Consider the following 13,323-nt stretch of genomic DNA (forward strand, 5'->3'; position numbering starts at 1 on the left):
AATCCGACCGGGCGGCGAGCGGCGCCACGCTCACTCGATCACCAGCAGCGGCTCGCCGTATTCCACGGGCTGGCCGTCCTCGACGAAGATGGCCGTGACCTTGCCGGCGCGCGGCGCGACGATGTCGTTGAAGGTCTTCATCGCCTCGACCAGCAGGATGCGCTCGCCCTGCTTCACGATGCTGCCGATCTCGACGAACGGCTTCGCCTCGGGCGAGGGGCGGCGATAGGCGGTTCCGACCATCGGCGAGTTGACCGCACCCGGATGGGCGGTGGTCGGCTTGCTTTCGACGGCGGCAGCCGCGACGGGGGCGGCTGCGACGGCCAGTGGCGCCGCGGCCGGGACCTGCACGGTCGTGGTGATGCTGCGGGCGACGCGAACGCGCAGATCGCCCTTCTCGACCTCGATCTCGGTGAGATCGGTCTGGTTCAGGAGCTCGGCGAGCTCGCGGACAAGTTCGGGATCGATCGGGCTCTTGGTCGCCATGGCGGGTGTCACCGTCTTCTTTAGATTCTCGGATGGGCCGCGGCCTGCGCCGCGAGCCCGTTCATTCGGATTCAGATGGCCTTCGCCGCCCACCCGTCCGGCAGCAGAGCTAAGGCGTCGAACACGGGTTCAGCGTGCCCGCCGCCGCAGCTAGCCGTCCCGCGTGGTGCAGGCGGATTGGGGTGGGGTCCGTTCAGGACGCGGACGGAGACCATGGAAGGGCGTTGATTCCGGCGCCGCGCGCAGGCGGCAGGAGCCGCCCTCATAAACGTTGCGGGCCGGCAGGGGAAGCCTGAACGGCGCCTGCCAGCCCGGCATGTCTCGTTGCAGGGAGACGGTGACCGGCCTCAGCCGGCGCATTCGGTCTTGCCGCAGCGGCGCACGGAGTCGATCTTCTGCTTGAGAGCGGCCTGGCCGACGGCGCCGAAGACGATCTCGTCGCCGACGATGAAGGCCGGCGTTCCGGTCAGGCCGAGCCTATCGCCGAGCGCGACGGTGTCTTCGATCGCGGCCTTGGTGGCGGGCGCCTCCATATCCTTCTTCAGTTGCGCGACATCGGCGCCGATCTCCTTGGCAATGTCGAGCGCCTTGGCACCGTTGACCTTGCCCTTCACGGCCATCAGCTTGTTGTGGAAATCGAAGTACTTCTGGCCCTGGAGCTGGTTCTTGGCGGCGACGGCGACGCGGCTCGCCTCGACCGAATCCGGTCCGAGGATCGGGAAGTCCTTCAGCACGACGCGCAGCTTCGGATCGCTCTTGGCGAGAGCCGTCACATCCTCCATCGCCCTTTTGCAGAAGCCGCAGTTGTAGTCCATGAACTCGACGAGGGTGATGTCGCCCTCGGGGTTGCCGATGATGACGGAGGTCGCCGGATCGCTGATCCGCGCCTTCTCGGCGGCGACGGCACCGCGCTGCGCCTCGGCCTGGGCAACGGTGTTGCGGCGCTCGAGCTCGATCAGAGCATCCTGGATGATCTCGGGATTCTTCAGCAGCGTCTCGCGGATCAGGTCCGTCACCGCCTTGCGCTGCTCGGGCGAGAGAGGCTGGCCCTGCGCCATGGCGGGCGCGGCGGAGGCCGCGAGCCAGAGGCCAAGCGCGAGGCCGGCAGGCCGCAGGCAGGCGCGCGCCAGGCTGGTGAGGGTCCGGAAAGCCATCTGGTTGTCCTTTCAAAGCCGCTGGGCGCAGAACGATCCAGCGGAACAAAGCACTCGTATGCGCGAGCTTGTGTGTGTTCGCCGCCCGAAGGTCAAATCACAGCTCTGCCAGCAGGGTGGCGGTTGCGGGCCGGCGCTGCCTCGGCTACGCGGGCTCGGCCCCTCGATGAACCGGACAAGTCGATGCAGAAGCCCCCGTTTTCGCCCGCTGCGCTGCCTGCTCTCGCCGAGCGCGCCGAGCGCGTGGCCCCCTTCATCGTCATGGACGTGATGAACCAGGCGGCCGCGATCGAGCGTCGCGGCGGCTCGGTGGTGCATATGGAGGTCGGCCAGCCCTCGGCGCCGACTCCGGCCTCGATCCGCGCCGCCGCGGCGCGGGCGCTCGAGGATGGGCGGATCGGATACACGCAGGCGCTCGGCACGGATTCGCTGAGGGATCGCATCGCACGCCATTATCGCGAAGCTTATGGCGTCGACGTGGCGGCCGAACGTGTCGTGGTGACGACGGGCTCCTCCGGCGGCTTCATTCTCGCCTTCCTCGCCTGCTTCCAGCCGGGCTCGCGGATCGCGATCACGGCGCCAGGCTACCCGGCCTATCGCAATATCCTGATCGCGCTCGGGCTTGAGCCGGTCGCGATCGAGGTTGGGCCCGAGACGCGCTTTGCGCTGACGCCCGAGCTGATCGAGCGAGCCCATCGCGAGAAGCCGCTCGCCGGCGTGCTGACGATGAGCCCGGCCAACCCAACCGGCGTGGTGATGGCGCCGGATGCGATCGCCGAGGTCGCGGCCTGCTGCCGCAAGCTCGGGCTCTGGTACATCTCGGATGAGATCTATCACGGGCTGACTTATGACGCGCCCGCCACGACGGCGCTCGCGGCCGATCAGGACGCGATCATCGTCAACTCGTTCTCGAAATACTATTGCATGACCGGCTGGCGCGTCGGCTGGCTCATCGTGCCCGAGCGGCTTGTGCGCACCATCGAGCGGCTCCAGCAGAATTTGTCGATCTCGGTGCCCTATCTCAGCCAGGTGGCGGGAGAGGCGGCCTTCGATGCGACGCAGGAATGCGAGGCGATCAAGGCGGGCTATGCACAAAACCGCGCCTTCCTGCTCAAGGCCCTGCCCGAGATCGGGCTCGGCGACTTCCTGCCGGTCGACGGCGCCTTCTACATCTATCTCGATATCGGCCGATATTCGAACGATTCCATGGCCTTCTGCCGCAGTGTCCTCGAAGAGGCCGGCGTCGCGATCACGCCGGGGCTCGACTTCGACGAAGGGCGCGGCGCCCGCACGGTGCGGCTCTCCTTCGCGGGCTCATTGGCGGAATGCGAAGAGGCGGTCTCCCGCATCGGTGGCTGGCTCAAGAAACGCTGAGGCATAGTGCCTCGTCCCCCTTGCCAGAATCCGCAGAAGCTCCGCATTCTCCGCTTCGGAGAAGGGGGAGATTGGCCATGGACGTCGCTGCAGCCGGCAGGGCTTCTGCGAGGCGCCTTTCAGCGCTCTCCTCAGCGATCCTGATCTGTGCGCTCGTTTCGCTCGCTCTTCTGCTCGGCTTCGGCTTGGCGGGGATGGCGCGCGCCGAGACCGAGGCCCCGGTCGTCCTCAATCTTCGCGGCGACGAGACGCCCGAAACGATCCGCAGGATGGTCGATGCGCTGTCGGGCCGGCCCGTGGAGATCCGGGTCGGCGGCGTGCCGGCCGCGGCGCCGCCGCCCGCGCCCGCGCCGACCGCTAAAACCAAGCCAGCTGCGGCAGCTCCCGCACCGGCCATCTCGATGGCGGATGAGGAGGGCTTCCAGGCCGAGGCCAGTGCGCTCGTCGACCGTTTCGTCGACGGCGTCGAATATAGTGGCGCCTCCATTCCCTCGGTCACCGAGCTGCCTGCCGACTGGGAACGCTCCTGGCAGCGCAATCTCAACGGCCGCGACGGGCCCACCGCCGGTTGGCGGATCGTCGGGATCGTCTGCCTCGCGCTCGCCATCGCCTTCGCGTTCCGGATCGCGACCGCCCGTTGGTTCGCGCGCAAGCGTCGGCCTTTGGGGCCGGAGTTCACTCCGCGCCTCATCGCCTCCTCATGGGGGCTACTCCAGGATGTCGCGACGATCCTGCTGGCACTCGCCGTGGCGAGAACGGCCCGCAACGCCTGGCTGCCAGCGGACGACCTCGCCATGCAGGCCCTGACGACGGCCGCAAACGGCGCCGCGATCGGCGCGCTCTATATTGCCGTCGGCCGGTTCCTGATTTCGCCCGATGCTCCCGAACGCCGTATCATGCCACTGCCGCGTGCCGAGCGGCATTTCCGCCGGCTGGTTGTCTATTCCGTTCTGACGCCGTTGATCGTGACGGGCATTCTGCTGGCCAACCAGGTCAGCTCCGGGCCGCGGCCCGTGACGGGGCTCATCGCGCTGACAGGGCTCGCCATCACGCTCTTCAAGATCTGGTGGTTCTATGACGGCCGGCATGATCTCGCGGTGCTGGTCCTGTCCGGCTCCTCCGAGCCCGGCCCGATCCGGCGGCTGATCGCGGCCGGGACAGCGTGGTTCTATATCGCGACGACGGTCCTGTTGTGGATGGTCAGCAGCGCCGCGGCGATGATGTCGAATGGCGGGCGCTGGGCGGAGGCCTCGGCGCTGACCCAGGTGGCGATCGTGATAATCCCCATCGTTGCCGTCGGGCTTGCCAGCTGGCTTCGGTGCCGTGCGGCCCGGCGCGAGGCAAAGCACGGTGTCACACCGATCCTGAGCGCCGGCAGTGCCGCTGTCCGGGCCGCCGCTCTGGGGGTGATCTGGGCGGCCGGCTTCTACATTATCGCACGGCTTTGGGCAGGACTTCTTCTTGGCGTCAGCTCTGCGCAGTTCGCTGCCGTCATGCGGCAAACGGTCGGCGTCGCCGTGTTCGCCTTCGCCGGCTGGGTTGCGCTCGTCTTCCTGCACGCCTTCTTCGATGCCTACACGCCGCAGCGCCGTGTCGTCGGCCCCGCCGACGAGGACGTAGCCCATGATGAGGGGGTGCCGAGCCGGCTTGCGACGGTGCTGCCGGTGCTGCGCGGCGTGGTCCTGGGCGCAGTGCTCGGCCTCACCATCCTGGTGGTGCTGTCGCGTCTCGGCGTCGATATCGGCCCACTGCTGGCGGGTTTCGGAATTCTCGGCCTTGCGATTTCCTTCGGCTCGCAGGCCCTGGTGCGCGACATCGTATCCGGCGTGTTCTTCATGCTCGAGGATGCTTTCCGCGTCGGCGAGTATGTCGATACCGGCCGGCTCAAGGGAACTGTCGAGAAGATTTCGCTGCGCTCAATGCAACTGCGTCATCAGAGCGGCCAGATCCACACCGTGCCCTTCGGCCAGGTGCAGTCGCTGACCAATGCCAGCCGCGACTGGGCAACGGTGAAGTTCAACGTCCGCCTCGATCACTCCGCCGATATCGAGCAGGCCCGCAAGGCCATCAAGAAGGTCGGCCTCGCGCTACTGGAAGACCCGGAATACGGGCCGCACTTCATCGCGCCGCTCAAGATGCAAGGCGTGGCTGATATCACCGACCAGGCGATCGTGGTCCGGCTGAAGTTCACCGGGAAGCCCAATCAGGCGTCGATGCTGCAGCGCGAGGCCTTGAAGCGCGTCTACCGTTCGCTGAACGAGGCCCACATTCCCTTCGCTTCCAACGCGGTCACGGTGCGGGGCGGCGAGGGCGGGGCGCAGTCCAGCGCGGCAGCGGCGATCGCGACGGTGCCGCCACCGACTCCGCTCGCACCAGCGGCGAGCTGAGCGGGTCTCGCTTCTAAAGCAGGAAGAACAGGCCGAAACCGATAACCGTCAACCCGCCGCCGAACAGGCTGGCGAGGCGCGCGGCATGGGCGAGGGCGCCACGTTCGGCACTGCGATGCGCGCGCTCGGCGTGGTGCAAGCCCGCCTCGGAGCGATACTGTCCGGCATGGAGATCGGGCGTCATTTGCGGGCCGATCGGCCGATTGCCTTCGAGCTCGATCCTGACGGCGAGGAAGGCGACGAAGAGTCCGACGAGCCCGACTCCGAACCAGCCTACCGCGCGCCAGGCGAGATAGGCCAGACCGATCAGCCCCACCGCGCACAGGAGGAGCAGAACGTCACGTTCCCTGTTTCGAGGCGGCGGCATCTGCTTCCTCCCGTCCCGGCGATCAGCCATCGACCACAATGCCGGGTCGGGACGCGGCCGCCAAGCGCCCCCGAAAAACAAAGCCCGCCGCTGGTGGCGGCGGGCTTTGCATCGATCGTTTCGGAAGCGAGCGCTCAGGAGCGGCCGGCGAGCCTGTTCCACCAGCCGCCGCGCTTCGGGCGGTTCGGGTCCGGCTCCGTCAGCACGACCGCAACGGGCTCTTCCGCGGGGGCCCGAGCGGGAGCCGGCTCAGGCGCCGGAGTGGGCTCGGCCGGGGCTGCAACGGGCTCGGGCACTGCGGCCGGGGCCTCAGGCTGCGCCTCGGCAGCGGCCGGAGCGGTCTCGGCAGCGGCTTCCCCGCCTTCGGTGATCGGCACGACCTTCTTGCGCGAGCGGCTGCGCTTGGGCTTCTCCGCCGGCGCGGCTTCGGCCGTGGCCGTCTCCGTCTTGGCTTCAACCTCCTTGGCCTCGGCCTTCGGCTTGCGGGCGCGGCTGCGCTTCGGCTTTGCCGGCTCCGCAGGCGCCGCCTCTTCGGCTGCCGGTTCCGGCGCGGCCTCAGTGGCAGGAGCCTCGATCACGGCCTCGGCAACGACCTCGACATCCGTGCCTTCGGCCGCGTCGTCTCCGTCCTCGCCCTCATCGCCCTCGGCGTCCTCGCCGTGACCCGCTTCGAGCTGCTGGCCCTGGTCGTCGCGCTCTCCGCCACGCCGCCGACGACGGCGGCGGCGGCGGCGGCGATTCTCGCGGTCGCCTTCGCCGCGTTCGTCCTGGGCTTCGCTGGCAGTCGTCTCGTTGTCGCCGGTCTCGGCATCGAGCGCGGCAGCCTCGGCCGCAGCGTCCAGCGCCTCGTCATCGACATCGGAGGCGATGGCTTCGGCCTTGAAGCTGGTCGGGATCACCCGGCCTTCATTGCCGACGAACTCGCCGCGCTCGACCTCGAAGTAGCGGGTGCCGAGCAGGTTCGGATCGGTCGAGACCGTGATCGCGATAGCGAACCGGTTCTCGAGATCGGCCAGATGCGCGCGCTTCTGGTTGAGGACGTAGAGCGCGACCTCCGGCCGGGTGCGGACGGTGAGGTTGTGCGAGGCGCTCTTGATCAGCGTCTCCTCCAGCGCACGCAGGATCTGCAGCGAAACGGACGACGTCGAACGGATCATGCCGGCGCCGGCGCAATGCGGGCACGGGACGGAGGAGCTTTCGAGCACGCCGGTGCGGATGCGCTGGCGCGACATCTCCAGCAGGCCGAAGGCCGAGATGCGGCCGACCTGGATGCGGGCGCGGTCGTCCTTGAGGCACTCCTTCAGCTTCTTCTCGACCGCCCGATTGTTCCGGTTCTCCTCCATGTCGATGAAATCGATCACGATGAGACCGGCGAGGTCGCGCAGGCGGAGTTGGCGAGAGATTTCCTCTGCAGCTTCGAGATTGGTCTTGAGGGCGGTGTCCTCGATATTGTGCTCGCGGGTCGAGCGACCCGAGTTGATGTCGATCGCGACCAGCGCTTCCGTCTGGTTGATCACGAGATAGCCGCCGGACCTGAGCGTGACGGTGTTCGAGAACATCGCGTCGAGCTGGCTCTCGACGCCGAAGCTGGCGAAGAGCGGGGTCTGCTCGCGATAGGGCTTCACGCTCTTGGCATGGCTCGGCATGAGCATGCGCATGAAATCCTTGGCCTCGCGATAAGCCTCCTCGCCGGCGACGTGAACCTCGTCGATATCCTTGTTGTAGAGGTCGCGGATCGAGCGCTTGACGAGGTTGCCCTCCTCATAGACCAGCGCCGGGGCGACAGAGGCCAGCGTCAGCTCGCGCACGCTCTCCCACATCCGCATCAGATACTCGTAGTCGCGCCGGATCTCGACCTTGGTGCGCGAGGCGCCGGCCGTGCGCAGGATGAGGCCCATCCCCTCGGGAACCTCGAGCTCCTGGGCGATCTCCTTGAGGCGCTTGCGGTCCTCGGCGTTGGTGATCTTGCGCGAGATGCCGCCGCCCTTGCCGGTGTTCGGCATCAGCACCGAGTAGCGGCCAGCGAGCGAGAGATAGGTGGTGAGCGCCGCGCCCTTGTTGCCGCGCTCTTCCTTCACGACCTGGACCAGGATGATCTGGCGGCGCTTGATCACCTCCTGGATCTTGTACTGGCGGCGCGACTGCCGGTGCGGGCGCTCCGGCATGTCGTCGAGGGCGTCGCCGCCGCCGAGCTGCTCGGGAGCCTCTTCGGCCTCCTCGCCGTTCTCCTCGTCGTCGCCATCCTCGGAGCCTTCGTCCTCGGAAGGCTTGCGGGCCTCGACTTCCGAAGCCTCGGCGTCTTCCGCGGAAGCCGAGCCCTCATTGGCCGAGGCGGTCGCCTCGACCGTCTCGAAAGTCAGCGGCGCGGCATTCTCGGCGGCGTCCTCGGTCGTCGATTCGGCAACCGCCGGGGCGAAGTACTCGCCGAAGGCCGGCGCGCCCTCGTTGACCATGGCGGCTTCCTTGCCGTCGGTCTCGACGCGGTCCTCGCCATTCGCCTCGACCTCGGCCGAGACGGTCTCGTCGGCCGCGGCCTTCTTGGCGCGGTGGTCACGGTCGCCACGGCGCCCGCGATCGCGGCGGCCGCGCTTCTCGCGGCGCTCCTCGTCGCGCTCCTCGTCGCGTTCGGCACGCGCCTCGTCCTCGATCAGCGCCTGCCGGTCGGCGACGGGGATCTGATAGTAGTCCGGGTGGATTTCGGAGAAGGCGAGGAATCCGTGCCGGTTGCCGCCATATTCGACGAAGGCAGCCTGAAGTGACGGCTCAACGCGCGTCACCTTGGCGAGATAGATATTCCCCCGCAGCGGCTTGCGGCTGGCTGATTCGAAATCAAACTCTTCGACGCGGGATCCGCGGACCACCACGACCCGGGTCTCTTCCGGGTGGGTGGCATCGATAAGCATCTTGTTGGCCATATGAAACTTCCATTGGCGCGGTCGCCTGTGCAGGCGCGGCTACGGATGAGAATCCGCCGCCGCGGCCAGGGGCGCCGCGCTGAGGCCGGAACGAGCCGGCATGTTGCAGGAGGTGGGAAAGACTAGCCTGGACAGGAATACGGCTCGGGAGCGCTGCTCGGGCTTGAAGCCCGGCGCGGTCCCGCAGGTTCGGACGGTTCACCTCAGGTGCTAGCGTCGTCTTTTGCCCCGTCATCTGTCCTGACCTGCGATGCGTCTGCCTGGCGGCCGGCCCATCGCGTTTGCACGCTCGCGAGACAAGGTGGGGCGCAGAACACTCGCAATCCCCATACCAATCGTCTGCGGACGATCCGTTGTGGCTACCTGCCGCCGCTCCCGAGGGAGAAGGTGGCACAGCCTGACCGGACGCCGACGGATCGCTCGATCCGGGTGTGTCCCATGGGCAGGCTGACGGGCAGCCAATTCCATTACAGACAGGTGATGGTGATTTGCAAGTCACATGACAGCCGCATTTCGCCGACCCGGTCCCCGAGCGGTTCACGCCCTCCTTGAGAGGTGGTAACCGCCTCTTAAGATTTCACCCCCGTTATGGTTAAGCCTTGGTAATATCGAACGGGATTTTCCAGCTGTTTCCGCGCATGCGCCACGCTGTTCAGGGTCCGGAAGGTCGATCGTCCCGCAATATCCTGCGGGGTGCCGCCTTCATCGCCTTGGCCTGCGGGCTCATATTCGCCTCCGTGCCGGCGCGCAGCGAGAGCAAGCCGCAGAACGAGTATCCGGTCGCGACCGATGCGCGCCTCGAGCAGAGCGGCGACAGCGTGCGCCTGACCATGACGATGTCTTCGATGGTCGAGATCGAGGCTTGGGTGCAAGCCTCGCCGGACCGCGTCATCGTCGAGATGCCGTCGACCAACTTCCAGATCCAGGGCAGCGCGAAAAAGGCTGCCGGCTTCGTCAGTGCCTATCGCTACGGCCTCTTCACCGCCGACAGGGCCCGAATCATCATCGATCTTTCGCAGCCGGCCACGATCGCCAGGACCGAGGTGAAGCCCGTGCGCGGCGGCTTCGGCGAGCTCACGATCGAGCTGAAGAAGGCTGCGCGTGCCGATTTCCTGGCCGAGGCGGCCAAGGCAAAGAAAGTGCAGGAAGCCCCTGTGCCGGCGCTTCCCGCCGCCAAGCCCCGCGGCGAGACGCGCCGCGTGGTCGTCATCGATCCCGGCCATGGCGGTATCGACCCCGGCACCATGGTTGCTTCCATCTCCGAGAAATCGGTCGTGCTCGCCTTCGGCAAGGCGCTCAAGGAGCAACTGGAAGCCTCCGGCCGCTATCGCGTCGTGATGACCCGCGACGATGACCGATTCGTCTCGCTTTCGGACCGGGTGCAGACGGGCCGCGACGAGCAGGCTGACCTGTTCATCTCGATCCATGCCGATTCGCTGATGCAGGCGCAGGATGTGCGCGGCGCCACCGTCTATACCCGCTCGGAGCGGGCGACCGACGCCGAGGCGGCCAAGCTCGCCGCCAAGGAAAACGAGGCGGATGCGGCAGCAGGGCTGGAGACGCGCGAGGAAGTTCAGGATGTTGCGGGCATCCTGATGGATCTGGCACGCCGCGAGACGCGGACCTTCACCGGCGTGTTCGCCCGCAACCTCGTCGACAAGCTCGGTGGCTCGATCAAGATGCACAAGATTCCGCTGCGCTCGGCTCGCTTCTGGGTGCTGAGCGCGCCGGACGTTCCCTCGGTGCTGATCGAGCTCGGCTACATGTCGAGCCCAAAGGACGCCGAACTGCTGAATTCGCCCGAATGGCGCGGCAAGGCGGTGACGGCGGTCTCGGCTGCGGTGGAAGACTATTTCGCCAGGGAGCGCGCCTCCGTCGGGAAGGCAGCGGAGAATCGCAACTAGAGCATCTTCGAGTGAGGCGAATACTGGTCACGCGAAGAAAATGCGACCAAACAGGGAGATGGAGCGTCGCGGCGATTCGGAGAAGCCGCGCTGGATGCTCCGGTATCGCGGTGGTGCCGCTGCGTTCCGACCCAGTGTCGGATCATGCCGAATGTGGTCGCAAGGCCACGGTTCCGCCATCTACGTCATGTTATAGCTCTGATTTGCGACGCGCCCCGATTTGGCGCCCGTCGGGTGGCAGAGATGGGGTCCAAGGCCTGAGATGCGGTTCATTCTGCGAATCTTCGGATGGTTGTTCGCCGCCGGCGCGATCGCCTTCGTGATCGTTGCTGCCTTGGCCGGCGGCCTGATCTGGCATTATTCGCAGGACCTGCCCGACTACGCCCAACTTCGGAATTACGAGCCGCCGGTGATGACGCGCGTCCATGCGGGTGACGGCAGCCTGATCGCCGAATATGCCCGCGAGCGGCGTCTGTACCTGCCGATCCAGGCTGTGCCGAAGCTCGTCGTCGACGCCTATATCTCGGCCGAGGACAAGAATTTCTACAAGCATATGGGCGTCGACCCCGAAGGTCTCGTCCGCGCCGCGATCTCCAACTATCGCAACCGCAGCGCCAATCGCCGGCCGCAGGGCGCCTCGACCATCACCCAGCAGGTCGCGAAAAACTTCTTCCTGAGCCCCGAGCAGTCGATTGAGCGCAAGATCCGCGAGGCGCTCGTCGCGCTGAAGCTCGAATCGACCTATTCGAAGGACAAGATTCTCGAGCTCTATCTGAACGAGATCTATCTCGGCGCGCCGGCCCCGGGGCAGGGCAGCTATGGCATAGCCGCCGCCGCGCTGAACTATTTCGGCAAATCGGTCCACGAGCTCAACCTTCAGGAAGCGGCCTATCTCGCCGCCCTGCCGAAGGCGCCCTCCGATCTGCATCCCTTCCGCAACCGCGACCGTGCGATCGAGCGCCGCAACTACGTCATCGACCGCATGGTCGAGAACGGCTACGTCAAGCGTGAGGTCGGCGAGGAGGCGAAGAAGCAGCCGCTCGGCGTCAATCCGCGCGCGGTTTCGCCGAACCAGATCGCGGCCGGCTATTTCGCCGAGGAGATCCGGCGCGAGCTTCAGGACCGCTACGGCGAGAAGAAGCTGCTTGAGGGCGGCCTGTCTGTCCGCGCCACCGTCGATCCCAAGACCCAGCTGATGGCGCGCAAGGCGCTTGTCGATGGCCTCGTGCGCTTCGACGAGGCGCGCGGCTGGCGCGGCGCGATCCAGAAGCTCGACACCGGCAAGGACTGGGGCGGCGCCATCGGCGAACTGCCTGTCCTCGGCGACGTCGCGCCCTGGCGGCTTGCGGTCGTGCTCGAGTCCAATGGCGACAGCGCCAAGCTCGGCCTGCATCCTCTGCGCGACAATGCTGGCCACCTCAACAAGGAGCGCCAGACCGTCACGCTTGCCGCCGATGGCATCAAGTGGACGCGCCGTGCGCGCGTCTCGCAGGCGGTTTCCGTCGGCGATGTCGTCTATGTCGAGCCGATGGAAAGCCGGCCCGGCTTTGCGCGCCTGCGCCAGCTGCCCGAGGTCAATGGCGCCATCGTTGTGATGGACCCGTTCTCGGGCCGCGTGCTCGCCATGGTCGGCGGCTTCTCGCACGACCAGTCGGAGTTCAATCGCGCGACCCAGGCGCTGCGCCAGCCGGGCTCCTCCTTCAAGCCATTCGTCTATGCGACGGCGCTCGACAACGGCTACACCCCGTCGAGCATCGTGCTCGACGCCCCGATCGAGATCGATCAGGGCCCGGGTCTCGGCATGTGGCGCCCGGAGAACTACGACGGCAAGTTCACCGGCCCGCGCACGCTGCGCTACGGCATTCAGTTCTCGAAGAACCTGATGACGGTGCGCCTCGCCAAGGATGTCGGCATGCCGCTGATCGCGGAATATGCCCGCCGCTTCGGCGTCTATGACGATCTGCAGCCCGTGCTGTCGATGGCCCTCGGCGCTGGCGAGACCACGGTCATGCGCATGACGGCGGGATATTCGATGCTCGTCAATGGCGGCCGCCGCATCCGCCCGACGCTGATCGACCGCATCCAGGACCGCACGGGCACGACCATCTATCGCCATGACCAGCGCGTCTGCGAAGGCTGCAACGCCGACAAATGGGCAAACCAGTCGGAGCCGCGCCTGATCGACAACCGCGAGCAGGTGCTCGATCCGCTGACCGCCTACCAGATGGTCTCGATCCTCGAAGGCGTGGTCAACGCCGGCACGGCGACGGTGGTCAAGTCGGTCGGCAAGCCGCTCGCCGGCAAGACCGGCACGACCAACGACGCCAAGGACGTCTGGTTCGTCGGCTTCTCGCCGGACCTTGCGGTGGGCGTCTATATGGGCTTCGACAAGCCCAAGTCGCTCGGCACCTCCGCCACCGCCGGCCAGTATGCCGCGCCGATCTTCCGCGACTTCATGACGGTCGCGCTGAAGGACAAGCCGGCTACGCCGTTCCGCGTGCCGGCCGGCATCAAGCTGATCCGCGTCGATCCGAAGACCGGCATGCGGGCTGGCGGCGAGGGCGGCATTCTCGAAGCCTTCAAGCCCGGTACCGCGCCGCCGGACAGCTATTCCGTGATCGGTGCGGCGGGGGACGGCAGCGCGCCGCTCTCCGTCGGCCCCGGCGCCGGCGGCCGCGCCATCGGTTCGGGAACCGGCGGCCTCTACTGAGCGAACGACCGTTTTGCGGTGCCCGG

At 67.1% G+C, this 13,323-nt stretch carries 8 protein-coding genes; 4 read left to right on the forward strand and 4 right to left on the reverse strand.

The features are described from left to right. Window positions 1-30: 30 nt before the first annotated feature. Together accB and AC1DEZ_RS00495 are read right to left on the reverse strand one after the other, a co-directional pair. Window positions 31-486 carry an acetyl-CoA carboxylase biotin carboxyl carrier protein gene (accB, locus tag AC1DEZ_RS00490; protein WP_476778192.1) on the reverse strand — a complete coding sequence of 152 codons (456 nt, stop codon included), beginning with the start codon at window positions 484-486 and terminating at the stop codon, window positions 31-33. Window positions 487-833: 347 nt separating this feature from the next. Then, window positions 834-1,640, reverse strand: a complete 807-nt coding sequence (locus AC1DEZ_RS00495) for a DsbA family protein (RefSeq protein ID WP_441513456.1) — start codon at window positions 1,638-1,640, stop codon at window positions 834-836. Between the two features lie 183 nt (window positions 1,641-1,823). Here AC1DEZ_RS00495 and AC1DEZ_RS00500 point away from each other — a divergent pair, with 183 nt between their 5' ends. Further along, window positions 1,824-3,014 carry a pyridoxal phosphate-dependent aminotransferase gene (locus AC1DEZ_RS00500; RefSeq protein ID WP_476778193.1) on the forward strand — a complete coding sequence of 397 codons (1,191 nt, stop codon included), beginning with the start codon at window positions 1,824-1,826 and terminating at the stop codon, window positions 3,012-3,014. A gap of 77 nt (window positions 3,015-3,091) precedes the next feature. Next, complete coding sequence (locus AC1DEZ_RS00505; protein WP_476778194.1) at window positions 3,092-5,401, forward strand: mechanosensitive ion channel family protein; 2,310 nt, start codon at window positions 3,092-3,094, stop codon at window positions 5,399-5,401. 13 nt (window positions 5,402-5,414) lie between these two features. On the opposite strand, the gene AC1DEZ_RS00510 is transcribed toward AC1DEZ_RS00505, so the two are convergent. Together AC1DEZ_RS00510 and AC1DEZ_RS00515 are read right to left on the reverse strand one after the other, a co-directional pair. Next, the gene (locus tag AC1DEZ_RS00510) at window positions 5,415-5,768 is read right to left on the reverse strand and encodes a hypothetical protein (protein ID WP_476778195.1); all 354 of its coding nucleotides are present in this window, start codon (window positions 5,766-5,768) and stop codon (window positions 5,415-5,417) included. Between the two features lie 134 nt (window positions 5,769-5,902). Beyond that, a complete protein-coding gene (locus tag AC1DEZ_RS00515) occupies window positions 5,903-8,683 on the reverse strand; it encodes an Rne/Rng family ribonuclease (RefSeq protein ID WP_476778196.1) in 2,781 nt (926 codons plus the stop codon). A 638-nt stretch (window positions 8,684-9,321) separates the two neighbouring features. On the opposite strand from AC1DEZ_RS00515, the gene AC1DEZ_RS00520 reads away from it, so the two are divergent. Then, entirely contained in the window at window positions 9,322-10,587 is a 1,266-nt protein-coding gene (locus AC1DEZ_RS00520; protein WP_476778197.1) for an N-acetylmuramoyl-L-alanine amidase, read from the forward strand. 262 nt (window positions 10,588-10,849) lie between these two features. Beyond that, window positions 10,850-13,297: a penicillin-binding protein 1A gene (locus AC1DEZ_RS00525; RefSeq protein WP_441513450.1), complete on the forward strand. Its 2,448-nt coding sequence runs from the start codon at window positions 10,850-10,852 to the stop codon at window positions 13,295-13,297. Window positions 13,298-13,323: the final 26 nt, after the last annotated feature.

Source organism: Allobosea sp. 10L422 (genome assembly GCF_056395345.1).